General features: G+C 67.2%; 23 protein-coding genes. 17 read left to right on the plus strand and 6 right to left on the minus strand.

All coding sequences use genetic code 11. The features are described 5' to 3' along the window. The 5 genes from AC1DHX_RS03660 to AC1DHX_RS03680 form a co-directional block, all read left to right on the plus strand. Window positions 1–854: LCP family protein (locus tag AC1DHX_RS03660; protein WP_476899863.1), on the plus strand; the 854-nt coding region annotated here is incomplete at its 5' end. A 27-nt stretch (window positions 855–881) separates the two neighbouring features. Then, window positions 882–3,098: a S9 family peptidase gene (locus AC1DHX_RS03665; RefSeq protein ID WP_476859312.1), complete on the plus strand. Its 2,217-nt coding sequence runs from the start codon at window positions 882–884 to the stop codon at window positions 3,096–3,098. 245 nt (window positions 3,099–3,343) lie between these two features. Next, window positions 3,344–4,126, plus strand: a complete 783-nt coding sequence (locus AC1DHX_RS03670) for a peptidoglycan-binding protein (protein WP_476859311.1) — start codon at window positions 3,344–3,346, stop codon at window positions 4,124–4,126. 7 nt (window positions 4,127–4,133) lie between these two features. Continuing rightward, complete coding sequence (locus AC1DHX_RS03675) at window positions 4,134–6,692, plus strand: hypothetical protein (protein ID WP_476859310.1); 2,559 nt, start codon at window positions 4,134–4,136, stop codon at window positions 6,690–6,692. Between the two features lie 412 nt (window positions 6,693–7,104). Further along, window positions 7,105–7,731 carry a dihydrofolate reductase family protein gene (locus AC1DHX_RS03680; protein WP_476859309.1) on the plus strand — a complete coding sequence of 209 codons (627 nt, stop codon included), beginning with the start codon at window positions 7,105–7,107 and terminating at the stop codon, window positions 7,729–7,731. Window positions 7,732–7,893: 162 nt separating this feature from the next. On the opposite strand, the gene AC1DHX_RS03685 is transcribed toward AC1DHX_RS03680, so the two are convergent. Continuing rightward, window positions 7,894–8,457 (minus strand): GNAT family N-acetyltransferase, encoded by a 564-nt coding sequence (locus tag AC1DHX_RS03685; RefSeq protein WP_476859308.1) that lies wholly within the window; start codon window positions 8,455–8,457, stop codon window positions 7,894–7,896. A 60-nt stretch (window positions 8,458–8,517) separates the two neighbouring features. Beyond that, complete coding sequence (locus AC1DHX_RS03690) at window positions 8,518–9,687, minus strand: acetate kinase (RefSeq protein ID WP_476859307.1); 1,170 nt, start codon at window positions 9,685–9,687, stop codon at window positions 8,518–8,520. 205 nt (window positions 9,688–9,892) lie between these two features. Here AC1DHX_RS03690 and AC1DHX_RS03695 point away from each other — a divergent pair, with 205 nt between their 5' ends. Continuing rightward, on the plus strand, window positions 9,893–10,156 hold the full coding sequence (locus AC1DHX_RS03695; RefSeq protein ID WP_476859306.1) for a hypothetical protein: 264 nt from the start codon (window positions 9,893–9,895) through the stop codon (window positions 10,154–10,156). A gap of 42 nt (window positions 10,157–10,198) precedes the next feature. Here AC1DHX_RS03695 and pta read toward each other — a convergent pair whose 3' ends face one another. Then, entirely contained in the window at window positions 10,199–12,310 is a 2,112-nt protein-coding gene (gene pta / locus AC1DHX_RS03700; RefSeq protein ID WP_476859305.1) for a phosphate acetyltransferase, read from the minus strand. Window positions 12,311–12,401: 91 nt separating this feature from the next. Here pta and AC1DHX_RS03705 point away from each other — a divergent pair, with 91 nt between their 5' ends. The 7 genes from AC1DHX_RS03705 to gad all read left to right on the plus strand — a co-directional run bounded on the left by AC1DHX_RS03705 (window position 12,402) and on the right by gad (window position 19,601). Continuing rightward, entirely contained in the window at window positions 12,402–12,941 is a 540-nt protein-coding gene (locus AC1DHX_RS03705) for a hotdog fold thioesterase (RefSeq protein ID WP_476855576.1), read from the plus strand. Window positions 12,942–12,957: 16 nt separating this feature from the next. Then, window positions 12,958–14,286: a phenylacetate--CoA ligase PaaK gene (gene paaK / locus AC1DHX_RS03710; RefSeq protein ID WP_476899864.1), complete on the plus strand. Its 1,329-nt coding sequence runs from the start codon at window positions 12,958–12,960 to the stop codon at window positions 14,284–14,286. Between the two features lie 31 nt (window positions 14,287–14,317). Then, window positions 14,318–14,923 carry a TetR/AcrR family transcriptional regulator gene (locus tag AC1DHX_RS03715; RefSeq protein ID WP_476899865.1) on the plus strand — a complete coding sequence of 202 codons (606 nt, stop codon included), beginning with the start codon at window positions 14,318–14,320 and terminating at the stop codon, window positions 14,921–14,923. A gap of 69 nt (window positions 14,924–14,992) precedes the next feature. Then, a complete protein-coding gene (locus AC1DHX_RS03720; RefSeq protein WP_476859303.1) occupies window positions 14,993–15,853 on the plus strand; it encodes a DUF427 domain-containing protein in 861 nt (286 codons plus the stop codon). 266 nt (window positions 15,854–16,119) lie between these two features. Then, entirely contained in the window at window positions 16,120–17,496 is a 1,377-nt protein-coding gene (locus AC1DHX_RS03725; protein ID WP_476859302.1) for a chloride channel protein, read from the plus strand. Then, window positions 17,489–18,190, plus strand: coding sequence for a hypothetical protein (locus AC1DHX_RS03730; protein ID WP_476859301.1), 702 nt, complete (start codon window positions 17,489–17,491; stop codon window positions 18,188–18,190). The genes AC1DHX_RS03725 and AC1DHX_RS03730 overlap by 8 nt, the downstream gene beginning before the upstream one ends. A 31-nt stretch (window positions 18,191–18,221) precedes the next feature. After that, on the plus strand, window positions 18,222–19,601 hold the full coding sequence (gene gad, locus AC1DHX_RS03735; RefSeq protein WP_476899866.1) for a glutamate decarboxylase: 1,380 nt from the start codon (window positions 18,222–18,224) through the stop codon (window positions 19,599–19,601). A gap of 41 nt (window positions 19,602–19,642) precedes the next feature. On the opposite strand, the gene AC1DHX_RS03740 is transcribed toward gad, so the two are convergent. Then, window positions 19,643–20,524, minus strand: a complete 882-nt coding sequence (locus tag AC1DHX_RS03740; protein WP_476859300.1) for a helix-turn-helix transcriptional regulator — start codon at window positions 20,522–20,524, stop codon at window positions 19,643–19,645. Window positions 20,525–20,821: 297 nt separating this feature from the next. On the opposite strand from AC1DHX_RS03740, the gene AC1DHX_RS03745 reads away from it, so the two are divergent. From AC1DHX_RS03745 to AC1DHX_RS03760, 4 genes are all read left to right on the plus strand, one after another. After that, the gene (locus AC1DHX_RS03745) at window positions 20,822–21,703 is read left to right on the plus strand and encodes an aldo/keto reductase (protein WP_476855569.1); all 882 of its coding nucleotides are present in this window, start codon (window positions 20,822–20,824) and stop codon (window positions 21,701–21,703) included. A gap of 20 nt (window positions 21,704–21,723) precedes the next feature. Then, window positions 21,724–22,752, plus strand: coding sequence for an aldo/keto reductase (locus AC1DHX_RS03750; protein ID WP_476899867.1), 1,029 nt, complete (start codon window positions 21,724–21,726; stop codon window positions 22,750–22,752). Between the two features lie 72 nt (window positions 22,753–22,824). After that, window positions 22,825–23,157, plus strand: coding sequence for a carboxymuconolactone decarboxylase family protein (locus AC1DHX_RS03755; RefSeq protein WP_476850188.1), 333 nt, complete (start codon window positions 22,825–22,827; stop codon window positions 23,155–23,157). An 8-nt stretch (window positions 23,158–23,165) separates the two neighbouring features. Beyond that, window positions 23,166–23,567, plus strand: coding sequence for a (R)-mandelonitrile lyase (locus tag AC1DHX_RS03760; RefSeq protein WP_476859298.1), 402 nt, complete (start codon window positions 23,166–23,168; stop codon window positions 23,565–23,567). Between the two features lie 164 nt (window positions 23,568–23,731). Here AC1DHX_RS03760 and AC1DHX_RS03765 read toward each other — a convergent pair whose 3' ends face one another. Continuing rightward, on the minus strand, window positions 23,732–24,139 hold the full coding sequence (locus tag AC1DHX_RS03765) for a VOC family protein (protein WP_476855566.1): 408 nt from the start codon (window positions 24,137–24,139) through the stop codon (window positions 23,732–23,734). A gap of 189 nt (window positions 24,140–24,328) precedes the next feature. Further along, window positions 24,329–26,431, minus strand: a complete 2,103-nt coding sequence (paaZ, locus tag AC1DHX_RS03770; protein ID WP_476859297.1) for a phenylacetic acid degradation bifunctional protein PaaZ — start codon at window positions 26,429–26,431, stop codon at window positions 24,329–24,331. Window positions 26,432–26,489 lie beyond the last annotated feature (58 nt).

The following is a 26,489-nucleotide window of genomic DNA, read 5'->3' on the forward strand; positions in this document are numbered from 1 at the left end:
CCCCCACGCCCACCCCGGAACCACCCGCCGTCGCCCTCAACATCCTGCTGATCGGGAGCGACAGCCGGGTGAATGAGCGGGCGGCGGCGGCCCGCGGCACCACCTCCGACCAGCGCGGCGACGCTCTTGTGCTGATCCACCTCCCGGCGGACCGGAAGAGCGTCTACGGCATCTCGATCATGCGCGATCTTTGGGTGGACATCCCCGGCCACGGAACCTCGAAGGTGAAYGCCGCGCTGGAACTGGGCGGACTGCCGCTGATGACGCGGACGGTGGAGGCGCTGCTGGGTGCGCACATCGACCACACGGTGATGCTGGATTTTCAAGGGTTCGCGGCCATGACGGACGCGCTCGGCGGTGTCGACGTCAACATCAAACAGTCATTCACCGCCACCGCAGATGACAAGGTCCACTTCCCGGCGGGCGTGAACCACCTCAACGGGCTGCAGGCCCTGGCCTTCGTCCGCGAGCGCCATGCCTTCGCCGATGGCGATTACCAGCGGGTCCGGAACCAGCAGACGTTCTTGAAAGCCATGATGGCCAAGTTGGCTTCCGAAGGCGGCCTGGCGGACCGCGGCACCGTCCGCAAACTCATCAAGACGGTGCTGCCGCACGTGACCCTGGACGCAAGCTTCACCCTGGAGTCGCTGGAAAACCTCGCCTTCGGCCTGCGGAGCACGCCGCCGGGACGTGGCGTGTTCTTCACCCTGCCGACCGCCGGCACCGGGACCAGCCGGGACGGCCAGTCGATTGTCCTGAAGGACCCTGCCGCGACCGCAGCGCTCTCCGCCGCACTGCGCTCGGGAACGCTTGCCGGCTACGTGGCGGCCAACAATCTGCAGAACGGCAATTGAGGCGCCGCTCTTCGGTAGATTGGGTCCATGACCCAGACTCCCGCCCAGCCGTCCCCGCAGCCTCCCGTCGCCCGGAAAGTTCCCTCGGTGCGCACCCATCACGGCGACGCGTTCGAGGACAACTACGAGTGGCTCCGCGACAAGGAGTCCGCAGAGGTCGTGGACCTGCTCAAGGCTGAAAACTCCTACCAGGAGTCCGTGACCGCGCACCAGGAGCCGCTGCGCGAGGCAATCTTCCAGGAAATCAAGGGCCGCACCCAGGAAACTGACCTTTCCGTCCCGAACCGCAAGGACGGCTGGTGGTATTTCACCCGCTCGGTCGAGGGCAAGGAGTACGGCATCCACTGCCGCGTGCGCGGCCAGGACACCGGGGACCGCGTCGCGGACTGGACTCCCCCGGCCGTGGAGGCCGGCGTCGTCATCCCCGGCGAGGAGGTCCTGCTCGATGGCAACCTCGAGGCCGAGGGCAAGCCGTTCTTCGCCGTGGGCGGGGCCGCCACGACCATCGACGGCACCCTCTACGCCTACGCCGTGGACAACGCCGGCGACGAGCGCTTCACCCTGCGCATCAAGGACCTCCGCACCGGCGACTTGCTGCCGGATGTGATCGAGAACGTCTTCTACGGCATCTCCTTCTCCCCCGACGGCAGCCGGATCTTCTATACCGTGGTGGACGATTCGTGGCGGCCGTACCAGGTCAAGTCCCACGTGCTCGGCACACCCGTCGGCGAGGACACGGTCATCTACCAGGAGGACGACGTCGCCATGTGGCTCGGCTTCGAGCTCTCTGCCGACCGGCGGCACCTGGTGCTCAGCATCGGCTGCTCCGAGTTCAGCGAGACCCGCCTGCTGCGCTTTGATGACCCCGACGCCGGCCTGCGCACCGTGATCTCCCGCGACGAGCGCATCCTCTACGAGGCCGAGCCGTTCCTGCTGGCGGAAGCCACGGGACGGGGCCGGGAGCGGATTCTGCTCACGCACAACAAGGACGCCATCAATTCCATGGTCTCGCTGGTGGAGCCGGCCGAGCTCGCAAAGCCGCTCGCCGAGCAGCACTGGGATACCGTCGTCGCCCATTCCGACCAGGTCCGGGTCAACGGCGCTGGCGTCACGTCGACCCACGCGGTGGTCTCCGTGCGCAAGGACACCATTGAACGGGTCCAGGTCCTGCCCCTGGCAGGACTGGGCACCCCGGAGCAGGGCGCCGCCGTGGAACCTGCGTTCGCCGAAGAGCTGTATACCGCCGGCGTCGCGGGCTCCGACTACGAGGCGCCCGTCATCCGGATGGGCTACACCTCCTACTTCACCCCGTCGCGGGTCTACGACTTTGTGCTGCCCACCCCGGAGCTCCCGGCCGGTGAACTCCTGCTGCGCAAGGAGAGCCCGGTGCTGGGCGGCTACACGCCGTCGGACTACGTCGCCACCCGGGAATGGGCGGTGGCGTCCGACGGGACCCGGATTCCGCTCTCGGTCCTCCGCCATGCCTCCGTCCGGCAGGATTCGACGGCGGCCGGCCTGGTGTACGGCTACGGCTCCTACGAAATGAGCATGGATCCGGGCTTCGGGATCCCCCGGTTGTCCCTGCTGGACCGGGGCATCGTGTTTGTGATCGCCCACATCCGGGGCGGCGGCGAGCTGGGCCGGCACTGGTACGACGACGGCAAGAAGCTGCACAAGAAAAACACGTTCACCGACTTCATTGCGGCCACGGACTGGCTCGCCGGTTCCGGCTGGGTCGACCCGGCACGGATCGCGGCGATGGGCGGCTCCGCCGGCGGCCTGCTCATGGGCGCGGTCGCCAACCTGGCGCCGGAAAAGTACGCGGCGATCGTTGCCGCCGTCCCGTTCGTGGACGCATTGACCACCATCCTGGACCCCGACCTGCCGCTCTCGGCGCTGGAGTGGGAGGAATGGGGCAACCCGATCACCGACCCGGCCGTGTACGCGTACATGAAGTCGTACACGCCCTACGAGAACGTCCGTGCCGTGGCGTACCCGAAGATCGCCGCGGTCACCAGCTTCAACGACACCCGCGTGCTCTACGTGGAGCCGGCCAAGTGGGTGCAGCGGCTGCGCGAGGTGAACACCGGCAGCGAACCCGTCGTCCTGAAAATCGAGATGGAAGGCGGCCACGGCGGCGCGTCGGGTCGGTACGTGCAGTGGCGCGAACGGGCCTGGGACTACGCGTTCGTCGCCGATTCCCTCGGCGCCACCGAACTGCTGCCCGAATCCGGACTGAAGTAAGAACCCCATCGGTTGCTCCGTGGGCGCCCTTTGGGACCTCCATGAGGGCACTTACGGAGCAATCGATGCGTTTTCCGGCCGGTCAGCAGACTTTCCGGCAATAATCCGGGAGCCCGCTACCGATATTTGGTCATCATGCTTACTATTTACTGGCATGATGGGCACTTCGACGTGGAACCCGTCCGCTGGGGGCGGGGCGTCGTAGGGCTTTGACCGGGCACAGGGTGCCGGAGATGGAGTTTGTTATGAGCGTTGAGCAGGGAATGACCCCGTTGACTGATGATGAGCTGATGGCGCAGGGCGGCACGGCTCTCCCGGACAAGGAAGTCGCCTCCGTCCTGGACCTGAACGCCGACCTGAACCTGGGGATCAGCGCCGCGGCGCCGATCGACCTCGGCATCGCGGCCAACGCCAACGTTGCCGCGCCGATTGATGCGGCTGCCTCGGCAAACGTGCTCTCTTTCGGGTCTGAGTCCCAGGCCCTCGCCGACCAGGGCACCATTATCAACCAGGGCGTCACAGGCGATGCCACGGCAGACTCCACCCAGGACAGTGTCATCGACCAGGGCACCGGTACGGATGCCGGGACCACAGCAGATTCTGCCGCAGCGCCTGCCCCCACCGATGCGGCCACGCCTGCCGCCACGGCCGATCTCGGCGACGCTGTACCCGCCGGCACGGTACCCGCCGATGCCACCGGCGTCTTGCCGGATGGCACGGCCCCGGACCTGGGCGGTGCGCTGCCGACTGACGTGGGAGCCGCTGCCGGCGCCGCGGGTGCCCTCAACGGCAACCTGCTCAACGTCGATGTGAACCTGGACGCCAACGCTGGCATCGCAGCACCGATCAACGGTGCGGTGGCCGCCAACGCCAACGTGGCCGCGCCGATCGACGCTGCCGTCGGCGCCAACATCGGCTCTATCGACAGCAACGCGTTCGCCGTCGCCCAGCAGGATGCCATCATCAACCAGGACATCCATGGTGACGCTACGGCGTCGGCTGACCAGCAGTCCGACCTGAAGCAGTAGCACCTAGATGAGCACTGTGCACGGAGGGCCGTCCGGGCAGGACGGCCCTCCGGCCCTGTCTGCCACCGGCGGCGCCACATCCGCCGCCACATCGCCCGGCACCGACTCCGGAGCCGGTGCACGCGGCGACGCTGCCGGCCCGGCGGCGTCCGCGGCGGTCGGCCTGCACCCGGTTCCGGTGCGGGCCGCCGGCGTCCAGCTGATCGGCGAGGCGAAGGGGTCCGGTTACAAGGAAGCCCCGTCCCTCGTGCGCCGTTCCGACGGCCAGACCATCCAGCTCACCCGACTGCTGTACCTGGTGCTCGAGGCGATCGACGGCGAGCGGGGCCTGGAAGAAATCGCCGGGCACGCCAGCGACAGTTTCGGACGGCTCGTCAGTGCCGAGAACGTCCGCACCCTGATCACTTCCCAGCTGCTCCCCCTCGGCCTTCTGCAGCTGGCGGACGGCTCCGAGCCCGCGGTAAAGAAATCGAACCCGCTGCTGGGTATGCGCTTCCGGTACTCGGTGACCGATCCGGACCGCACCCGGAAGATCACCGCGCCGTTCGCCACGCTGTTCAACCCCTTGATCGTGGTGGCTGTGACCGCGGCCTTCCTGGCCACGTGCTGGTGGGTGTTGATGGTCAAGGGTCTGGCATCGGCAACGCATGAGGCCTTCGCCAACCCMGGCCTGGTGCTTCTGATCCTGGTGGTCACGGTGCTCTCGGCCGGTTTCCATGAGTTCGGCCACGCCGCCGCCGCCCGCCGCGGCGGAGCCACCCCCGGCGCCATGGGGACCGGCCTGTATCTGATGTGGCCGGCCTTCTATACCGACGTTACGGATTCCTACCGGCTGGGGCGCGGCGGCCGGCTGCGCACGGACCTCGGCGGACTGTACTTCAATGCCATCGTGGCCGTCGCGATCATGGGTATCTGGTGGGCCACCGGCTTCGATGCGCTGCTGCTGGTGGTGGTCACCCAGATCCTGCAGATGGTCCGGCAGCTGATGCCGCTGGTCCGCTTCGACGGCTACCATATCCTGGCCGACGCTACCGGTGTCCCGGACCTGTTCCAGCGCATCAAGCCCACGCTGCTGGCCCTGGTGCCGTGGCGGAAGACAGATCCCGAAGCCGGGCTCCTGAAGCCCTGGGCGCGGGCCGTGGTCACCATCTGGGTGCTGGTCACGGTCCCCCTGCTGCTCTTCAGCATGGCCACCATGGTGCTCACCCTGCCGCGCGTCCTGGGCACCGCCTGGGACAACGGCCTGAAACAGCAGGCCATGCTGTCCCACAGCGTCGCCACCGGGGACGTCGCCGACGCCGCCGTGCGGGTGATCGCGATCGCCTGCCTGGCGCTGCCGGTGCTGGGCATCTTCTACATCCTGCTGCGCCTGGTCCGCCAGCTGGCCACCGGCCTGTGGCGCAAGACCCGCGGCAAGGCCCTCCAGCGTGCCACCGCCATCCTTGCGATCGCGGCGGTGGCGGCGGGCCTCGCCTGGGCCTGGTGGCCGGGAGCTGACACCTACCGCCCGGTCCAGCCCTACGAGCGCGGCACCCTGGCCGACGCCACCACCGCCGTCTTTCCGGCCTCCGCCGCGTCCCGGATGGCCGAGGGCCAGTCGGGAACGACCGTTGCCCTGTGGCCGGAGGGCGCCCGGCGGCCCACACGCGAGGACCCGCAGCTGAGCATGGTCCTGGTGCCCCGGCAGTCCGGCACGGCCAGCACCGCAAACCAGACCGGCCCCGCGGCGGCGCCGGCTGCCCCTTCCTGGGTCTTCCCCTTCGACAAGCCGGCCGCTCCGGAGGACGACGGCAACCAGTCGCTCGCGGTCAACACCACTGACGGTTCCGTGGTCTACGACGTCGCCTTCGCCCTGGTCTGGGCCGAGGACGGTGACACCGTGGACACCAGGAATGAGGCGTACGCCTTTGCCAGCTGCGCGGACTGCGCCGCCGTGGCGGTGGGCTTCCAGGTGGTCCTGATCGTGGGACAGACCGATGTGATCGTTCCGGAAAATCTCTCGGCGTCGGCGAACTACAACTGCGTCCGGTGCCTGACCTACGCCTTGGCCAGCCAACTTGTCCTGACCCTGGATGGGCCCCTGAGCAGCGACGGCATGACCAGGCTCAACGAGCTGTGGCAGGAGATCGCCGCCTACGGCAAGGACCTGCGGAACCAGCCGCTCTCGGAGATCCAGGGCCGGCTCAGCGCGTACAAGGAACAGATCATGGCGGTCATCAAGGCCGATCCGAGCGCCACCCCGGCCGGGTCCGCCGGCACAGCGCCAACTCCGGGCGCCACGCCCGGCGCAACCTCCGGCGCCACGCCTGGTGCCGGTACCGCTGCCACGCCCGGTACGACGTCGGGAGCCACTGCCGAAACCACCCCCGGCAGCACGCAGGCCCCGGCCCCGGGAACCACGGGAGCCACGGGAGTCGCGGCGCCGAGTGACGGTACGACGTCGTCCGGTCCCGCCCCGGGCTCCGGTGCCACGGAGCCGGCAGGGCAGCAACTGACGCAACCCGCGGCTCCCGCACCGGGCACGGTCTCACCGGCGCCGGTATCCACCGCGCCGCCGGCACCCTAAGGCGGGAACTCGAATCGGGTTCGGCTTGGGCCCGAATTGGTTCCGAATGGACGCAGATGGCCGGAATGAGGACTTCATTCCGGCCATCTGCGTCAGATCGGCGTCCCGACAGACCGCCACCTCGTCAGAGCGCTATCCAGGTCGGTACTTCCCTACGATTTGCGCGTCCMTTAGATTGGGGCTTCGCTGCGCCTTCGGCCGCCGGATACCTGCTGCCGGGCCTTCCATTCATCCGCGGGGATGGTGTACACCATTTCCGTGGCCCGTTCGTCCTTGTTGTGCCACTTGCCACCTGCCGTGATTCCAGGCCCAGCCCGGGCCGGTGAACCCGGCACCCAGGCCCCAGCACCCAGGCCCCAGCACCCAGCACCCGGCACCCAGCACCCAGCACCCAGCACGGAGAGGCAACACGATGAGACTAACGCTGACTGAGTTCCTCACATTGGACGGCGTGGCGCAGGGTCCTGGATCGCCCGATGAGGATACCAGCGACGGCTTCTCACAAGGAGGTTGGTTCGTCCCCTATCTTGACGAGGAATTCATCCAGCAGGCGGCGGACTGGCTGGGTGAGGCGGATGCGTTGCTGTTCGGCCGCCGCACCTACGTCAACTTTGCGAGGGACTGGCCGAGAATCACGGACCCTGATGATCCGTTCTCTGAGAAGATGAACGGTTTGCCGAAGTACGTGGCCTCGCAGAGCCTGGCGCAGGCTGGTTGGGCGCCCACGACCATCCTGTCCGGGGACGTCCCCGCACAGGTCGCTGAGTTGAAGAGGCAGCCCGGCCGGGAGTTGCAGATCCACGGGAGTGCCCGGCTGGCCCAGTCGCTGCTGGCGAAGGGGCTGATCGACGAACTGAGGCTGGTGATCGCCCCTGTGGTGGTCGGTAACGGCAGGCAACTGTTTCCGGCCGGAGGCGCCCCGGCGGGCCTGCGTCTGGTCCGCAGTGAGGCGACGCCGGGCGGACTCGCGATTCTTGTCTATGAGTCGGCAGGGCTTCCGACGTACGGGACCTATGAGCCTGGTTCGTCCGGCACCTGAGGCCCGTGGGTGAGCTTGCGGCCGGTGGTTGAGTCGGCCGCTACGCTGCACCCTCCTTCGTCACCGCGGCCCTCGTCTCCACGGCATCCCTGCCGGCCGGGCGGGGAAGACAGCCCTCAAGGTACTCAGGCGGAGTTGACCGGGTTCAAGCGCCGGGCCCGGTCAGCGGTCCTTCCACTCGTCCGCGAGCATGGCGTACACCACTTCCGTGGCCCAGTCGCCCTTGTAGTGCCATTTGTCCACCTGCCGTGATTCCAGGCGCATGCCGAGCCGTTCACAAAGCGCCGCCGAGGCTGTGTTCAGGGCATCGAGCTTGGCGTCGATGCGGTGGAAGCCCAGGTCTTCAAACCCGAGCTTCAGCAGTGCCCGGGCGGCCTCGCTCGCGATGCCCCGTCCCCGCGCCTCCGGGGCCAGGCTCCAGCCGATCTCGGCCTGCCCGCACCCCTCCAGCCACTTCAGCACCACCTCGCCGAGGAGGCCGGGCGAATCCTGGGCCTCAATGGCCAGGGCCACCCAGTCGCCCTCCTTCTCGAACTCGAAGTTGGCGTACCGTCCCACCGTTTCCATCGACTGGGTGTAGCTCTTGGCCTCGCGGGGCAGGAACCGGGCGGTTTCCGGGAGCGAGTGGTAGGCATGGAAGGCATCGAGGTCGGCGGCTGCAAAACGCCGCAGCACCAGCCGCTCGGTGCGGATGGGCAGCGGCGGCAGTGGCTTGGGTTCATTCATGTCCCCAACGCTACCCATCCGTTGCTCCGGAAGCGCCGTTTTGCGCGCCCAAAGGGGCGGCTACGGAGCAACGGATGCCTGCGCGACGGCGGCGGCCGTTGCCTCCGCGATCGCCCGTTCCTCGTCAGTGGGGACCACAAGGACCGGCAGGGCCGACGTCGGGGTGGAAATGACGCGGGGTTCCCTGGACCGTTCCCGGTTCAGCCCGGCGTCGAGTTCGACGCCGAGGGCACCGAGCCGCTGCGCCACCAGGTTCCGGAACTGGTGCGAGTTCTCGCCGATTCCGGCCGTGAAGACAAGAGCCTTCGCGCCGCCCACGGCCACGTGGTAGCCGCCGATGTACTTCGCGAGCCGGTAGGACGCGACCGCCAGGGCCATGGCCGCCTTGGCATTGCCGGCTTCCGCGGCCTCCACCACGGAGCGCATGTCGTTGTTGCCGGCCAGGCCTTTGAGCCCGGACTGCCGGTTCAGCATCGAATCCAGGTCCTCGGGTGACCATCCGTTCCGGCCGAGGAAGACCAGGATGGACGGATCGAGGTCGCCGGAGCGGGTGCCCATGACGAGACCCTCGAGGGGCGTGAATCCCATGGACGTGTCGATTGACTGGCCGCCGCGGATCGCGGTGACCGAGGCGCCGTTCCCCAGATGGGCGATCACGGCGTCGAACTCCTCGACCGGAACATCCAGCAGCGCCGCCGCCCGGTGCGCAACGTATTCGTGCGAGGTGCCGTGGAAGCCGTAGCGGCGGATCCCGTGGTTCGTGTAGAGCTCGTCCGGCACCGCATAGCGCCAGGCGTGCTCGGGCAGGGTGCGGTGGAAGGCGGTGTCGAACACGGCCACCTGCGGCAGTTCGGGCCACTTGTTCGAGATCGCGCGGATGCCGAGGACGTTGGCGGGGTTGTGCAGCGGGGCGAGCGGGTTCAGCCGCTCAATGGCCCGGGTGATCTCGTTGTTGACCAGCACCGGCTCGGCGAAGCGCTCCCCGCCGTGCACCACGCGGTGGCCGACGGCATCCAGCACGCGGTCCCCCAAGGCGTCGTGGATGGCGGCGTCCACCTGCTCCAGCGCCTGGGCGTGGTCGCGCGGGCCCTCGATCTGGCCGTCGCCCTCACCGCCGGCACCCATGCCGATCTTCTCGACCAGGCCTTCGGTGAGCACGCTGCCGGCCTCGACGTCGCGCACCTGATACTTGAGCGAAGACGAGCCAGAGTTGATGACGAGCACGAGCATGGGGCCTCCTAAGCCTTGGCTTCGACGCTACCCGAGGGTGCGCCGGGACTGGCATCACGCCGGAGCCTGGCCGAGCGCTCCGTGGGATCCACTATAAATTGCCGGACCAAATTGCCGGAACGCCAGTGGCGCCCATCCGTTGCGAAAGCCGGGCCGGGCGCCTAGAGTCGGCGGACCAACTGGACAACTCACGAAGGGGATTTCCATGACTGACGACGCGACCCAGCCGGAGGGCACCGAACCAGCGGGCACCGAACCCGCCAGCGGTTCCGGTAAACCGGATCCCACCGGGGTCGTCGGCGCGAACCCGGCCCTGGACGACACAGGAAACCCCAAGGCCGCCGAGGTCGGCGAAGCGCCCGAGGCCCCCGAGAATCTGGAGGACCTGGATCTCACGCCGGCGGGCCTGGCCGATGAGCCTGCCAAGGAGGAAGACCCCGAAAGTCCGGCACAGCCGGAAAACAGCTGACGGAAAACAGCTGACGGAAAACAGCTGACCCGGAACAGCTGACTATGCGCGGGCAGCCGCAGGTTCCGGCTCGGTAGCGGGCTCCACGGACTGCGCCTGCACGGCGGTGATGGCCACCGTGTTCACGATGTCCTCGACGGTGCACCCGCGGGAGAGGTCGTTAACCGGCTTCCGGAGACCCTGCAGGACCGGCCCGACGGCGACCGCACCCGAGGACTGCTGCACCGCCTTGTAGGTGTTGTTGCCGGTGTTCAGGTCCGGGAAGATGAACACGGTCGCCTGCCCTGCCACGGACGAGCCCGGCATCTTGGACGCGGCGATCGCGGCGTCGACGGCGGCGTCGTACTGGATGGGGCCTTCAACGGCCAGATCCGGGCGGCGGTCCTTCACGACTTCGGTGGCCTGCCGGACTTTGTCCACTGCTTCCCCGGTCCCGGATCCGCCGGTGGAGTAGGACAGCATGGCCACCCGCGGCTCCACGCCGAACTGGGCTGCCGTCTCGGCCGAGGCCAGCGCGATATCCGCCAGCTGCTCCGCGTTCGGGTCAGGGTTGACCGCGCAGTCGCCGTAGACCAGCACCCGGTCCGGCATCAGCATCAGGAACACCGAGGAGACGATCTTGACGCCGTCCCGCGTCTTGACGAACTCCAGCGCGGGCCGGATGGTGTGGGCCGTGGTGTGCGCGGCGCCGGACACCATGCCGTCCACCACGCCGAGCTGCACCATCATGGTGCCGAAGTAGCTGCCGTCGAGCATGACCTCCAGCGCCCGGGCCAGGTCCACGCCCTTGTGCGCCCGCAGCTCCGCGTACTTCTGGGCAAACTGCTGGCGCAGCTCCGACGTCGCGGGGTCCACGATGCTCATGCCGGAGAGGTCAATGCCCTGGGTGGACGCCAGCTCCCGGACCGCCGACTCATTGCCCAGGATCGTGAGGTCGCAGACGTCCCGCCGGTGCAGAATTTCGGCGGCCCGCAGGATCCGCACGTCGTTCCCCTCGGGCAGGACAATGTGCCGGCGCTGCAGCCGGGCCCGCTCAATGAGGTCGTGCAGGAACCGCAGCGGCGTCATCCGCTCCAGCCGCGGCAGGTGCAGCCGCTCCACCAGCTCGGCCTCGTCCACGCGCTTAGCCCACAGCCCCACGGCCGAGGCCACCTTGCGGCGGTGCCCCGACCAGATCTCGCTGCGGACCTCGGACACCCGTTTGGCGGTGGTGTAGGTATCGTCCGGGGCCGCGAACACGGGGAATGGCGCCTGCGCCAGCAGCGAGTAGATGTTGGGGTCCGGGGCCAGGCCGCCGGTGAGGATGAGCGCCGACGGCACCGGAAACTCCGGCGAGAACGACGACGCGAGGCACGCGACCATCACGTCCGCACGGTCGCCCGGGACGATCACGAGGGCGCCGTCGTCGAGCACGTGCAGGAAGTTGGCCACATTCATCGCCGCCACCTTGATGGAATGGACGTCGCGTTCCATGTCCTGCCGGCCGGCCACCTGGCGGATCCCAAGGGCCGAGGCCACCTCCCCGGTGGTGGGCCGTGCGATGTCCTCCAGTTCGGGGAAGACGTAGACGGGGCGGCCGGACGCGCCGGGCTTCACGGCGGCGACGATCCCGTCCACGTCCTCCGGGTTGGCCCGGTTCACCATGATGGCCAGGAGGCTGCAGTGTTCCGCCGCCAGTTCCTTGCGGGCAACCTCGACGGCGTCGGCAGCCTCCGCGACGGTCCGCCCCTTCGCGCCCACCACGGCGACGATCGAGGCGGCCAGGTTGTTCGCGAGGCGAGCGTTGAGGTCGAATTCGACGGCGGCATCCTGGCCGGTGAGGTCCGTCCCCTCCACAATCACCACGTCGCAGTGGCGGGACATTTCGGCGAAGATCTCCACGCAGCGGGCGTCGATCTCGGCCCTGTTGCCCTCGGCCAGCAGCCCGCGGACCTCGGCAAACGTCAGGCCGCCGCGGCAGCGCTGGTCATCAAGATCGAACCGGGCCTTCATCAGCGCCACCATCGGGTCCGCCGCGGCGTCGTTGCCGTGAACCACAGGCTTGAAGAATCCGATCCGGTCCGCGTGCCGGTGGAGGGTGTCCGCCAACCCCAGCGCTATGAGGGACTTGCCGGAGCCCGGGGTGGTCGCGCTGACGTAAATTCCTTTGGCCATGTGTCCCAGCATACTTACACCCCTTGACAGCGGGCACCCACATGGGATTACCTAATGAACATTCGGTAAATAAAGCTGGAGGCAACGACGCATGGCTGAACTGACGGTTTCCGGGGCCACCCACCCCATCCTGAAAGACGACTACGCCTCGGAATGGATGGGCATCGAAGTCCTGGCGCTGGACGACGGGCATGCCACGATCCGAATGACGCTCCGGCAGGAAATGCTCAACGGCTTCGGCATGGCCCACGGCGGAATGATCTTCGCCTTCGGCGACACCGCCTTCGCCCTCGCCTGCAACCCGGCCAGCCCGAAACCCGGCGAAGCCGGGATCGACAGCGGCAACATCACGGTTGCTGCCGGCGTCGACATCAACTTCCTGAAGCCCGCCTTCCGCGGACAGGTGCTGACCGCCGTCGCGAACCGCCGCGCCAGCACCGGACGCAGCGGGCTGTACGACATCCAGATCTACGCCGCCGACCCTGGCGCGGGTATCCCGGCGGCACCGGCCGGCGCGGCCCCCGCAGCAACCCTTCCGGGCCAGCTCCCCACCGATACCGCTACCGACGCCCCTACGTGGGAACTCATCGCCGAGTTCCGCGGCCGCAGCCGCACCATCTCCAAGAAATAGAAACAGGGAACCACTGATGACCCAAGAAACTGCCGCCGCCACTACCGACGCTGTCCTGGACCGCGAGGAAACCATCTCCCGCGACGAGCTCGAGGCCCTTCAGCTCAGCCGCCTGCAGCACACGGTGGCCTACGCCTATGACCGCGTCCCCCTGTACAAGCGCAAGTTCGATGAGGCGGGCGTCCACCCGGCGGATCTGCGTGAGCTCTCCGACCTCGGCAAGTTCCCCTTCACCACCAAGGAGGACCTGCGCCTCGAGTACCCCTTCGGCATGTTCGCCGTGCCGCAGAACGAGGTAGCGCGGATCCATGCCAGCTCCGGCACCACGGGCCGCGCCACCGTGGTGGGCTACACGAAGAAGGACCTCGCCGACTGGGCCAAGCTTGTGGCCCGCTCGCTGCGCGCCTCCGGCGTCCGGCCCGGTATGAAGGTGCACAACGCTTATGGCTATGGCCTGTTCACCGGCGGCATGGGCGCCCACGCCGGCGCCGAGGCCCTCGGCTGCACCGTCATCCCGATCTCCGGCGGCCAGACCGAGCGCCAGATCACCCTCATCCAGGACTTCAAGCCCGATGCCATCCTGGCCACCCCCACCTACCTGCTGACCATCGCCGACGCCATGATCAAGCAGGGCATCGACCCGGCCTCCACGTCGCTGAAGTACGCGGTCCTGGGCGCCGAGCCGTGGACCGAGGAAATGCGGCACGAGCTCGAGACCACCATGAACCTCAAGGCCTGCGACATCTACGGCCTCTCCGAGGTCATGGGCCCGGGCGTCGCCGGCGAAGCCGTGGAAACGCAGGACGGCAGCCACATCTGGGAGGACCACTTCCGGCCCGAAATCATCGACGCCTTCGACCCCACCGTAGTGCTGGSCGACGGCGARCCGGGCGARCTSGTSTTCACCTCGCTCACCAAGGARGCGCTGCCGATCATCCGGTACCGCACCAAGGACCTCACGCGGCTCCTGCCCGGCACCGCACGGCCGGCACACCGCCGCATGGGCCGCATCACCGGCCGCAGCGACGACATGATCATCCTGCGCGGGGTGAACCTGTTCCCGTCCCAGATCGAGGAGATCGCCCTGCGCATCCCCGAGCTCAGCCCGCACTTCCAGCTGGAGCTGACCCGGCCCGAGGGCCTGCGCATGGACCAGCTGACCGTCAAGATCGAGCGCCGCGACACCGTCACCGTCGAGGGCGCCACGGCCGCCGCCAAGGTCCTGCAGCAGCAGATCAAGATCCACGTCGGCTCCTCCTGCACCGTCGACGTCGTCGACCCCGGCTCGCTGGAGCGGTCCAACGGCAAGCTGCGCCGGATCTACGACATGCGCCCCAWGGGCTGAGCGAGCACCAGATCGTGAGAAACTAGCCACTATGCCCAGCACAGCAACCACCACCAAGCGCGGCCGCCCCGGCTATGACCAGCAGTCGGTGCTGGTCATCGCCGTCGACGTCTTCAACCGCCACGGCTACGATGCCACCTCGATGGGTATCCTTGCTGAGAACCTGGGCATCTCCAAGTCCGCGATCTACCACCACGTCCCGTCCAAGGGCGACCTGCTGAAGCTCGCCCTGGACCACGCCCTGGGCGGGCTCGAGGCGATCCTGGACCAGCCCGGGGCAACCTCCGGTTCGGCCGATGCCCGGCTGGAGTTCGTGGTCCGCCAGACCATCTCGGTGCTGGTGGAGCGGCTGCCCTTCGTGACGCTGCTGCTGCGCCTGCGCGGGAACACGGAGATCGAGCGGGATGCGTTGGAACGGCGCCGCACCTTCGACCACAAGGTCGCCGCATTGATTTCCGAGGCTCGGGATGRGGGCTCGCTCCGCCAGGACATTGACCCCCGCACCGTCACCCGGCTGCTGTTCGGCACCATCAACTCGATCGTCGAGTGGTACAAGCCGGGCGGCTCGCTGTCCCCGGAGAAGCTGTCCGACGACGTCATCACCATGGCGTTCCACGGCCTTCACGTCCCCCGCTGACCGCCTGCCGGCCGGCGGGTGGCCGGGTCAGTCGTTGACGGCGGGATAACGGACGCCCACCCTGTAGTCATGGCCACGAAGATATCTGACGTCCTCTTCAGCACGTTCCCCGATTTGCGTTACCAGCCCACCGCGAAAAGGGTCCGTGCCATGGTGGGCGGGCGTGCCGTCGTCGACACTCTGGGTGCGCTCTTGGTGTGGGAGCCCAAACGCATCACCCCCGTCTACGCCGTTTTCGAAGGCGACCTCCGTGCCGAACTGGCGCCGCCGGGGCAGCAGGCGGGCGACGTCCCGGAACACGGCTTCCGAGTGAGCCGGGAGGGGCCGCGGGCGCTGGATCCRCGCACGGCGTTCGGCAGGCACACGGCGGCCGGTGAGGAGCTCGACGTCGTCGCTCCCCATGCGAGGCTGCCCCGCGCTGCCTTCCGGCCGGCGGACCCCGACCTCGCCGGCTACGTGGTGCTGGATTTCAACGCTTTCGGCTGGCTCGAGGACGACGAGGAGATCATCGGCCACCCACGTGATCCGTTCCACCGTGTGGACATCCGGGCGTCCTCGCTCACCGTTGAGGTAGGGCTCGACGGCGTAACGCTCGCCACGACGAACGGCGCGCAGCTGCTCTACGAAACCATGCTGCCGGTGCGCTACTACATTCCGCCGTCGGATGTGCGGCTGGATCTGATGCAAGAGAGCCCCAAACGGACCATTTGCCCGTACAAGGGCCAGGCGAGCTACTGGAGCTACCCTGGCTCCGAGCAGGGCAGGAACGTCGCGTGGAGCTATGACCGGCGGCTCCGCGACGCCGCGCAGATCCACGGACTTGTCAGTTTCTTCAATGAGCGAGTGGACATCACGGTGGACGGCGTCCGGCAGGAGCGCCCGGTCACGCCGTGGTCACGCCCGGACGGAGCGGGGGCACCCGGGGTGTGACCGCAACGCTTTGGTTCTCTTTCACCCGCATTGGGTGACGACTGCCCCCTTGGAAGGGTTTAGCTTGGAGAACATCTGAAGGACCACCTCTATCGCTTGTGAGACCTCGCTAAAGGCTCCCGCCGTCTGGCGGAAGGAGGAGGGATGATGTTCTGCTCGTTGATCATCGGTGACCCGCGGTGTTGCCGGCCGGGCACGCCGCCCCGACCTGGAAGAAGGACATTCGGGGTCACCCGGATCGTCACAGTCGCGCCGGGTTGCCGGGAATGAGCGAGCCTGCCGCATCGCCGCCCAGTTTCGATCCGGCCGTCGTCATTCGTTCCAGGGCGTACATCTCTGCGCTCGTGCTGGCTGCGGTCTTGGGCGTTCCCATCTCGGTCATTGCGTACGGCTTTCTCGCTTTGGTCGCGGTTGTCCAGCAGTACGTCTTCGTCGGCCTGCCTGAACAAGTCCTCGGGGGTCCCGCTCCTGCCTGGTGGCCGGTTCCGTGGTTGCTGCTGTGTGGGCTGTTGACGGCGTCGACCATCCGGTATCTGCCGGGAACCGGGGGCCACTCACCGGCTTTCGGCTTCAAGACGGGCGGCGGTCCGCCCAGCGGCCGGGAGCTCGTGGGCATTGTTCTCGCGGCGCTGACCACGCTCAGCCTGGGTGCGGTGCTCGGGCCGGAGGGTCCGTTGATCGCGATCGGTGGCGGCCTCGGGGCGTTGGCGGTGCACCTGGCGAAGAAGGACGCTCCGCCGATGGCCCTGACGATCATGGCGTCGGCTGGCAGCTTCGCAGCGATCAGTACCCTGCTCGGGTCCCCCGTGCTCGGTGCATTCCTGATCATGGAGGCCGCCGGGATCGGGGGAATGACGCTGAGCCTGATGGCCCTGCCCGGACTGCTCGCGTCCGGCGTCGGGGCGCTGGTGTTCGTCGGCCTGGACGGCTGGACCGGGCTGGGCAGCTTCTCGCTGGCGCTGCCCGTCGTGCCGCCTGCTGTGCCGCCGACCCTGGCGACGCTGGGCTGGGCGGTGATCATGGGCGTCGTCGGTGCGCTGTTGGGATGGTTGATCCGCTGGGTCGGGCTCTCGCTTCGTCCGCTCGTGCACCTGAACCGGATGTTGGTGACCTCCGGGCTCGGCCTGCTGATCGGTCTTGCCGCAATGGCCTACCAGTTGATCTCTGGGAACAGCTTCACGCAGGTCTTGTTTTCGGGGCAGGACGCCCTTCCGGATCTGGTCGAACACGCCACGGACTACTCGCTTGCGGCGCTCCTCCTGCTGATCGTTTGTAAGGCCTTGGCCTACGGGCTCTCCCTGAGCGCTTTTCGTGGTGGGCCCGTGTTCCCTTCGATGTTCATCGGTGCGGCGCTCGGTATTGTCGCGAGCGGGTTGCCCGGAATGAATCTCGCGGCAGGACTCGGCATGGGCATGGGAGCCATGTGCGCAGCCATGCTGCGGCTGCCGTTGACGTCGACCCTGCTGGCCACGCTGCTGCTGGGAGTGGACGGTGTGGCGGTAACACCGCAGGTGGTGGTGGCGGTGGCGGTGGCCTTCGTGATCTCCAACGTGCTCCCGGTCCCGGGCCCGAAAGGGCCCGTGGCGTCTGACGCTGGCGGCAAGGTCCACCATCGGGCTGCCTCGAGGGCCGACAATGACTGAGATCTCGAGCGCGGGCCGTTTGACCGTACGGGACCGGTGGACCGCCTGGTTGTTCATCATTGGCTCGAGTCTGTTCGCCCTGGGAGCGGTGCCGCTATACGCCGAGGCCGTGGGATTGCGCTGGTGTGCAGCCACGTTCTTCGTCGGTTCGCTGTTCTTCACCTGTGCGGCGTTCCTGCAGTACCGCGAAGCCGTTGACGCGCTCCCGGCCGTGGGTGCCACGCGGCGCCATTCGTTTTGGGTATGGGCGCCACGGAATCTCGGCTGGCTTGCTGGCGCGGTTCAACTTGCCGGCACGCTGTGGTTCAACTGGAGTACGGCAAACGCAATGCGGGTCAATCTCAGTGCGGCGCTGACCGAGCAGCAAGTGTGGCGACCCGACGCTTTGGGGTCAGTCGCCTTCCTCGTTTCAAGCGGGGTGGCGTTGCGGGATGCCGGTCGCGGCGCCATTGCCGGCCGGCCCAGGACTCGAACGTGGAAGATCGGCGTGATCAACGTGGCCGGCTCCGTTGCGTTCGGCATCTCGGCTGTCGCGGCGTTTGTCATACCGTCGAGCGGCGATGTCTGGAACGCCGAGCTGTCCAATCTCGGCACATTTGTGGGAGGCCTGTGCTTTCTCACCGGCGCGATTCTGATGCTGAGTCCAGAATCCACCGACGCCTCGACTCCTGCAAGCCGTGGAGCTCATCCGTAACCCCCTTTCAACAGTCTCTTTAGGAGAAGTGATGTCAATAAATTCCCAGCCGGCGGACGCCGACGTGGCACTGTTCGGCAACCGATTTGTCACCCAGGAGGTTCCGAGCCGGGAGTTCCCGGAGACCGGCATTCCTGCTGAGGACGCTTTGCGGCTGGTGTCGGAGGACCTGGCGCTGGAGGGTGATCCGGCCCGGAACCTGGCGACCTTCGTAACGACATGGATGGAGCCGCAGGCCCAGCAGATCATCGCAGCGAACCTACACCGCAATTTCATCGACCACGCCGAATATCCCCGCACGGCCGAAATCGAGCAGCGCTGCATTCGGATGCTCGCAGATCTTTTCCACGCTCCCGGCGAGACGACGGGCGCCCGGACCCAGGGATCGTCCGAGGCGATCATGCTCGGCGGCCTGTCCCTGAAGTGGAACTGGCGCAAGCGCCGCRAGGCCGCCGGCGCATCGACGTCGAGCCCTAACCTGGTGTTCGGCGGCGACGTGCATGTTGTGTGGGAGAAGTTCTGCCGCTACTTCGACGTCGAGCCGCGGATCGTGCCCCTGCAGCCGGGGAAGTACACGATCGGCCCGGAGGACGTGCAGGCCCATATCGATGAGAACACCATCGGCGTCGCAGCCGTGCTGGGCACGACGTTCACCGGGCACAAAGACGACATCGTCGGCATCAACGACCTGCTGGTCCGGATCAAGGGTGAGCGGGGCCTTGATGTGCCGCTGCACGTGGACGGGGCCAGTGGGGGGTTTGTCTGGCCCTTCCTGTACCCGGACTCCGAGTGGGACTTCCGGCTCGAGCAGGTCCGCTCGATCAATGTCTCCGGGCACAAGTTCGGACTGGTCTATCCCGGCATCGGCTGGCTGATCTTCCGGGAGAAGGCCGACCTGGCCAAGGACCTTGTTTTTGAGGAGAACTACCTCGGCAAGACCGACTCGACGTTCACCCTGAACTTCTCCACCGGCTCGTCGATGGTTCTCGCCCAGTACTACAACTTCGTGCGCTATGGCCGCGCCGGCTACACCTACATCATGCAGAACATGCAGACCAACGCCCGCGCCCTCGCCGAGAAGTTGGAGGCCATGGGCCGGTTCGAGATCATCGGCCCCGACGAGGAGCAGCTTCCCCTGGTTGCGTTCCGGCTCGCCGGCGACCCCGGTTACGACGAGTTCGACATTGCCTGGCAGCTCTCGGCCGAACGCGGCTGGATGGTGCCGGCCTACACCCTGCCGCCGAACGCCCAGGACGTGACGATCATGCGTGCGCTGGTCAAGGAAACGATGAGCCGCGAGCACGTCGACACGCTCGCCCGGGATATCGAGGAGGCGTGCTCAACACTGGCAAAGAAGGGCGGCGCGCACGAATCCGAACGAAAGAAGATCGTGACCGGACCCGGGCATTGACCGGGTGGCGCCAACAATGAGCACGGTGGAGGAACGGTCGGTCATTTCTTCTCCCTGACTGCGGCCGCTGCCGTTTCGCGCTGGGTGGCGGCCCAGCTGGCGAGGACTTTCAGGGCGTCCTCGGAGGGTGTCCCGGGATCTGCCGTGTAGACGTTGATGCGCAGCCCTGGGTCCGCGGGCAGTTCCAGTGCCTCGAAGCTCAGGTCCAGGTCCCCCACGATCGGGTGGTGGAGCCGTTTGCGGCCGGTGCGGTGGTACTTCACGTCGTGCCTCGCCCACCGGGTGCGGAACTCCTCGCTGCGGGTCGAAAGCTCTCCGATCAGGTCCGTGAGGTCCCTGTCGTAGGGGTTTTTCCCGGCGGTGGACCTCAGGACCGCGACGATGTCGTCCGCGCTGCGTTCCCAATCGGCGAAGAACTCCCGCGCTTTCGGGTTCAGGAAGGTGAACCGTGCACTGTTCGGCGGAGTCACCTGCTCAGCCATCATGTCCAGGTAGAGCGCACGGCCGAGTTCGTTGGCGGCAAGGACATCCCCGCGGTCGTTGCGGACCCAGGCCGGCGCCGTCGTGATCGCATCAATGACGCGTTGCACGCTCGGCCGCACTGTCTGCGGGCTGCGCTTTCGCCGCACCCGGGGAGCGGCCGTGGCCGCGCGGGCCAGGTCAAAAAGGTGGGCCGTCTCGGCGTCGTCAAGCTTCAGTGCACGGCAGAGGGCTTCAAGGACGCTGTCCGAGGCGCCGGAGAGGTTTCCGCGCTCAAGGCGTATGTAGTAATCGATGCTCATCCCGGCGAGCATCGCGACTTCCTCGCGGCGCAGCCCGGTAACGCGGCGGTTTCCGCCGTAGACCGGGAGGCCGGCCTCCTCCGGCGTGATCCTGGCACGGCGGGAGGTCAGGAACTTCCGCACGTCGTCGCTGTGTGTCATGGCCTCCACGCTACCCGCGGCCAATGCGACGAGGGAGGCACTGGCATTACCCGGAACGACCGTGACTCCCCTCCATTGGGAAATCACAGTTCCATGGAAAACATGAATCCTGCACCCGCAACTACTGCCCACCCGGCGGCGATCCTGGCGATCATCCTCGCCAGCTACCTGACACCGCTCGGGGCCGCACCCGCACCCCTGGCCGAGGCCGCCCGCTGACCTGGCTACATCCGAAAAGGGGGTACTCACGTGCCCTCCCATAATCCCGCACACCTGAATACCGTGAAAGGCATGCACATGGAACTTACTCTCAATAACGGCGTCACGATGCCCGCCCTCGGACTGGGCGTCTTCCAAAGCGCGCCGGAGCAAACGACGGCGGCCGTCGAAGCGGCGCTGGCGGCCGGCTACCGGCACATCGACACTGCCGCGGCGTACGGCAACGAGCGGGAGGTCGGTGAGGGCATCCGCAACTCGGGCCTGGACCGTTCCGACGTGTTCATCGAGACCAAAGTCTGGGTCAGTGACTACGGCTACGACCAGACGTTGCACGCCTGGGAAAAGGCTGTTGGCAAGCTCGGCGTCGACTACCTGGACCTGTTCATCCTGCATCAGCCCGCCCCCGACCGCTTCGAAAGAACCGTCGGCGCGTACAAGGCCCTGGAGACCCTGCTTGCTGACGGGCGCGTCCGGGCGATCGGTGTCAGCAACTTCATGCCGCATCACCTGGAGCAGCTGCTGGCGGCCACAGACGTCGTCCCGGCGGTGAACCAGATTGAGCTGCACCCGTACTTCGCCCAGCCGGCCGTCCAGGCAACGGACACCGAACACGGCATCCTTACCCAGGCGTGGTCACCGATCGGCGGCATCACTTTTTACCCCGGATGGGGCGAGAAGCGCAGGAACGTGATGGAAGACCCGACGATCGCCGGCATCGGACAAACACACGGAAAGAGCCCCGCCCAGGTCATGATCCGCTGGCACCTGCAGCAGGGCCGCTCAGCCATCCCGAAGTCGACCAACCCCGCACGCATCGCCGAGAACTTCGACGTCTTCGACTTCGAACTCGGCGCCGACGAACTCGCCGCCATCGACGCCCTCGACACCGGTGTGCGCAACGGACCGGACCCCGACGAGGCCCGCGAAGAGCGTTTCGCCATGGTCATCCCCGAAGCCTGAGACCGAGAGAAGCCACCACCATGGAATACCGTCCCCTTGGCCGCACAGGCGTGCAGGTCAGTCCCCTATGCCTCGGCGCGATGATGTTCGGCCCCTGGGGCAACAACGACACCGCGGACTCCATTCGAATCATCCACCGCGCCCTCGACGCGGGCATTAACTTCATCGACACCGCCGATGTCTACTCCGGCGGGGCATCCGAGGAAATCGTCGGGCAGGCACTGGAGGGCCGGCGTGAGGCCGTGTTCCTCGCCACGAAGTTCTTCATGCCCATGAGCGAAGACGATCCCAACCAGCGGGGTGGATCCCGCCGCTGGATCATGCGGGCGGTGGAAGACTCCCTACGCCGCTTGAACACCGACTACATCGACCTCTACCAGGTGCACCGGCCCAGCCCGGATACCGACGTCGAGGAGACTCTCGGCGCCCTCACTGATCTGGTCCGCCAGGGGAAGGTGCGGTACATCGGCTCCTCGTCGTATTCCGGGTCGCAGATCGTGGAAGCCCAGTGGGCATCCCGGGAACGCAACCTGGAGCGGTTTGTCACCGAGCAGCCGCCGTACTCGATCCTGGTCCGCGGCATCGAGGAGGACATCCTTCCCACGGTGCAGCGCCACGGCATGGGAACCCTCACCTACAGCCCGCTCAGCGGCGGCTGGCTCTCCGGGCGCTGGCGYAAAAACGCAGCCTCCGYGCCCACCTCAACCGCGCGTCCGAACGCCCGGTTCGACATGACGAGCCCGGCCAACCAGCGCAAGCTCGACATCGTCGAAGAACTCGCCCAGCTGGCCGAACAAGCCGGATTGACGCTCATCGAACTGGCCATCGCCTTCGCGATCAACCACCCCGGCGTCACAGCCGCCATCGTCGGACCCCGCACCATGGAACAGCTCGAGTCCTACCTGCCCGCCGCGGACATCACCTTGGCCAGCGACGTGCTGAACCGCATCGACCAGCTCGTCGCACCCGGCGTTACCGTCAACCCCGACGACAACAGCTACGGCACCAACGAACTCACGCCCCTGGCGCGGCGACGGAAGCAACTGTGACCGCCGAGGCGCCTGAAGCCCTGCATGAAGCTCTGTGCAGCAGTTCGAGCTTCCACTGAAAGAAGGAACATCATGACTGACCAACCCCAACAGATCGGCGGCGGCCGGAACATGTTCGGAGACTTCGCCCCGAAGCTCGCCGAGCTCACCGACGACGTCCTGTTCGCGGACGTCTGGAACCGCCCGGAGCTTCCGGCCCGTGACCGCAGCCTTATCACCGTCGCCGTTCTCACCGCCGGCGGCAACACCGAACAGCTCGGCTTCCACCTTGGTCGCGCCATTGAGAACGGCGTCACCCGGGAAGAACTCATCGAAGCCATCACCCATGTCACGCTCTACGCAGGCTGGCCCAAGGGCATGGCCGCCATGGGCGTCGCCAAGCGGCTCTTCACCGAGAGCAAGTAAGGATCACCATGAACATCGAACCCACTGTCCCCACTGCGAAGAACCCGCCGGCCCGGTTCGCCGGCGACGTCTGGCTCGATCCGATCGCGCTCCCGCACGAGCCGGATCAGACGATGGTGGTCGCGACCGTCCGTTTCGCGCCCGGAGCCCGCACCGCCTGGCACTCCCACGAACACGGCCAGTACCTCCGCGTCACCCAGGGAGTTGGCCGGTTCGGAACCTGGGACGGCAAGATCGTCGAAGTCCACCCCGGCCAGACGCTCTACACGCCGCCCGGCGAGGAGCACTGGCACGCGGCCGCCCCTGGCTGCTTCATGGAACATATCGCGATGCTCCAGAACGGCGAGGACGCAGCGACGACCACCACGTGGGGCGAGCACATCACCGACGACGAGTACAACGGAAGCTGACCAGCCCGCGAACCAATTGCAGGGACGCAGCTGAGGACAATCCCTCTCGTGAACCTGGGCCTGGGCGCCACCGGAAGGCGGCGAGGCGCCCTGGATGGCCGCGGGCAACAGAAAAGGGCGCCCCGCTGAGCCGGAGCGCCCGAAAATCCGCCGTTGCCCGCCGTTTAGAGCTGGTAATCAGCTGCCGTGGTGATGTTCTCGTGCACGCACAAAATATTGTGCTCGGAGTCCATGAACCAGGCGCACTTCTCTGAATCCGTTGTACAAATATGGTTCTCGGTCTTGAGGTCCGGGCGATCGTAGTCCTGGAACATGACGCCCTTGGCTTCCATTTCCTGGACCGTGCGCTCGATCTCGCTGACTTCGAAGCTCAGGGTGGTGTGCTCTGAATGCATTCCATCCTTGACTGGCATCAGCTGCAGCATTGGGCCGCCTTCTGAGCCGAACAATTCGCTTCCGTCATCTGCCACGCCACGGTGCGGGAGCCCCAAAGTGTCCGCGTAGAAATGCCGGGCACGCGCTGCATCATCAACTGGCAGGACTGTTGTGGCTTTATTGAGTACTAGGGTCATTTCGCCACCTCCTACGAGCAAGATTTTACGCCGGAGCGGGATGGAAAGAGCCCGCCAATTGCTCCCTGCACGGCGAAGCCCGCCCCTGTCCCTCCCCGGTTGCCCTATCACTTGTGGCGGTCATTTCGACCTTTTGGCAGCCACAAGTGATAGCGCAACGGGAGGTAAGGCGGGAGTGAGCGGGACGGGCTACTTCTCTACGAGGGTCAGGACGTCGTAGGTCGCGACGATTTCGTCGTTCTGGTTGGTCAGGACGGCGTCCCAGGCCACCTCGCCGTACTCGTCGGTCTCGCGCGGGGTGATCTTCTTGGCCGTCAGGGTCACGCGGATGGAATCGCCCGCGGCCACGGGGGTGATGAACCGCAGGTTCTCCAGGCCGTAGTTGGCCAGGACCGGTCCCGGTGCGGGCTCCACGAACAGGCCGGCTGCCCAGCTGAGCAGGAGGTAGCCGTGCGCCACGATGCCCGGGAAGAAGGGGTTGGCCGCGGCGGCTTCCTGGTTGGTGTGGGCGTAGAAGGTGTCGCCGGTGGAGTTCGCGAACTTGGTGATTTCCTCCAGCGAGACCTCGCGCAGCTCCGAGCGGATGGAGTCGCCGATGTGCAGGGTGGCGAGGGATTTCCGGAACGGGTGCTGGCCCTCGGTCTCGAGCGTGAAGTTGCGGTCCGCTCCGGTGTGCCAGAGCCCTGTGACGGCGGTGAGCATGTTCGGCGAGCCCTGGATGGCGGTGCGCTGCATGTGGTGCATCACCGAGCGGATGCCGCCGAGCTCTTCGCCGCCGCCGGCGCGGCCGGGACCGCCGTGGACCAGGTGCGGGACCGGGGAGCCGTGGCCGGTGGAGCTGCGGGCGTCCTCGCGGTTGAGCATGAGCACGCGGCCGTGGTGGGCCGCGATGCCGGTGACCAGCTGCTGGGCCACGGCGGGATCGTTCGTGCAGACCGTGGCGACCAGCGAGCCGCCGCCGCGGGCGGCGAGGCGGACGGCGTCGGCCAGGTCGGTGTAGCCGATCACCGAGGACACCGGGCCGAAGGCCTCCAGCGAGTGGACCTCCTCGGCTTCCGGGTTGGCCCAGCTCAGCAGGACCGGGGACATGAAGGCGCCGCCGTCGACGACGCCGATGCTGCCGTCCGCGCTGGTGACCTTGGGCGCGTCGAGCGTGCCGTAGGCGAGCTCCCCGCCGGCGTCGAGCATGGACTGGACGGCGGCGCGCACGTCTGCGAGCTGCTCAAGGGAGGCCAGGGCGCCCATGGTGACTCCCTCGGCGCGGGGATCACCGAGCACGACGCGTTCGCGGATGCGGTCCCCCACGGCGGCGGTGACGTCGGCGACGACTTCCTGCGGCACGATCGCGCGGCGGATCGAGGTGCATTTCTGGCCGGCCTTGGCGGTCATCTCGGTGACGAGGGACTTGATGAAGGCGTCGAATTCCGGTGTGCCCTTGACCGCATCCGGGCCCAGGATCGCGGCATTCAGGGAGTCGGTCTCGGACGTGAAGCGGACCCCGCCCTTGACCACATTGGGGTGCGACTTGAGCGTGTTGGCGGTCGACGCGGAGCCGGTGAAGGCCACGAGGTCGCGGTAGTCCAGGTGGTCCAGCAGCGTACGGACCGAGCCGGAAATCAGCTGCAGCGAGCCGGTGGGCAGGATGCCGGATTCGTCGATCGCCTTGACCACGGCGGCGGCCACGTACCCGGTGGGGGTGGCGGGTTTGACGATGGTGGGGACGCCGGCGAGGAAGGCCGGGGCAAGCTTCTCCAGCATGCCCCAGACAGGGAAGTTGAAGGCGTTAATCTGCACGGCGACGCCGGGGATGCGGGTGTAGATGTGCTCACCGGCGAACGAGCCGTCGCGGGACAGCACCTCCATGGGGCCATCCACCACCACCTGGGAGTTGGGCAGCTCCCGGCGGCCCTTGGACCCGAAGGTGAACAGGACGCCGATGCCGCCGTCGATGTCGATCATGGAGTCGATCTTGGTGGCGCCGGTCTGCGCCGAGAGCGCGTAGAACTCCTCGCGGCGGCCATTGAGGTACTGCGCCAGTTCCTTGAGCTTGAGCGCGCGCTGGTGGAAGGTCAGTGTGCCAAGTTCCGCCTGGCCGGTGGTGCGGCCGTAATCCACGACGGCGGCGAGGTCGAGCCCCTCGGTGCTCACCTTCGCCAGGAGCTCGCCGGTGCTGGCGTCCAGTACCGGCGCCGCGCCGGCGGCGGCGGCGTCGTCGGGAGTCCACCAGGAACCCCGGATGAAACTGGGAACGATCTCGACAGTGTCTACTGTGGGTGCGGCTGTGGTGGTCATCGTTGACGGGTCCTTCCAACGGGGGAGCAAGATCAACACGGCCGGAACATTACTGACC

This window comes from Arthrobacter sp. 05N33_2 (assembly GCF_056397425.1).

Coding starts and splice junctions, on each gene's coding strand:
- AC1DHX_RS03690 (WP_476859307.1), bottom strand. CDS start 9,687: ATGCTCGTGCTCGTCATCAACTCTGGCTCGTCTTCGCTCAAGTATCAG.
- AC1DHX_RS03740 (WP_476859300.1), bottom strand. CDS start 20,524: ATGACACACAGCGACGACGTGCGGAAGTTCCTGACCTCCCGCCGTGCC.
- AC1DHX_RS03685 (WP_476859308.1), bottom strand. CDS start 8,457: ATGAATGAACCCAAGCCACTGCCGCCGCTGCCCATCCGCACCGAGCGG.
- AC1DHX_RS03695 (WP_476859306.1), top strand. CDS start 9,893: ATGACTGACGACGCGACCCAGCCGGAGGGCACCGAACCAGCGGGCACC.
- pta (WP_476859305.1), bottom strand. CDS start 12,310: ATGGCCAAAGGAATTTACGTCAGCGCGACCACCCCGGGCTCCGGCAAG.
- AC1DHX_RS03765 (WP_476855566.1), bottom strand. CDS start 24,139: ATGACCCTAGTACTCAATAAAGCCACAACAGTCCTGCCAGTTGATGAT.
- AC1DHX_RS03670 (WP_476859311.1), top strand. CDS start 3,344: ATGAGCGTTGAGCAGGGAATGACCCCGTTGACTGATGATGAGCTGATG.
- AC1DHX_RS03665 (WP_476859312.1), top strand. CDS start 882: ATGACCCAGACTCCCGCCCAGCCGTCCCCGCAGCCTCCCGTCGCCCGG.
- AC1DHX_RS03760 (WP_476859298.1), top strand. CDS start 23,166: ATGAACATCGAACCCACTGTCCCCACTGCGAAGAACCCGCCGGCCCGG.
- paaZ (WP_476859297.1), bottom strand. CDS start 26,431: ATGACCACCACAGCCGCACCCACAGTAGACACTGTCGAGATCGTTCCC.
- AC1DHX_RS03680 (WP_476859309.1), top strand. CDS start 7,105: ATGAGACTAACGCTGACTGAGTTCCTCACATTGGACGGCGTGGCGCAG.
- AC1DHX_RS03755 (WP_476850188.1), top strand. CDS start 22,825: ATGACTGACCAACCCCAACAGATCGGCGGCGGCCGGAACATGTTCGGA.
- AC1DHX_RS03725 (WP_476859302.1), top strand. CDS start 16,120: ATGAGCGAGCCTGCCGCATCGCCGCCCAGTTTCGATCCGGCCGTCGTC.
- AC1DHX_RS03705 (WP_476855576.1), top strand. CDS start 12,402: ATGGCTGAACTGACGGTTTCCGGGGCCACCCACCCCATCCTGAAAGAC.
- AC1DHX_RS03730 (WP_476859301.1), top strand. CDS start 17,489: ATGACTGAGATCTCGAGCGCGGGCCGTTTGACCGTACGGGACCGGTGG.
- AC1DHX_RS03745 (WP_476855569.1), top strand. CDS start 20,822: ATGGAACTTACTCTCAATAACGGCGTCACGATGCCCGCCCTCGGACTG.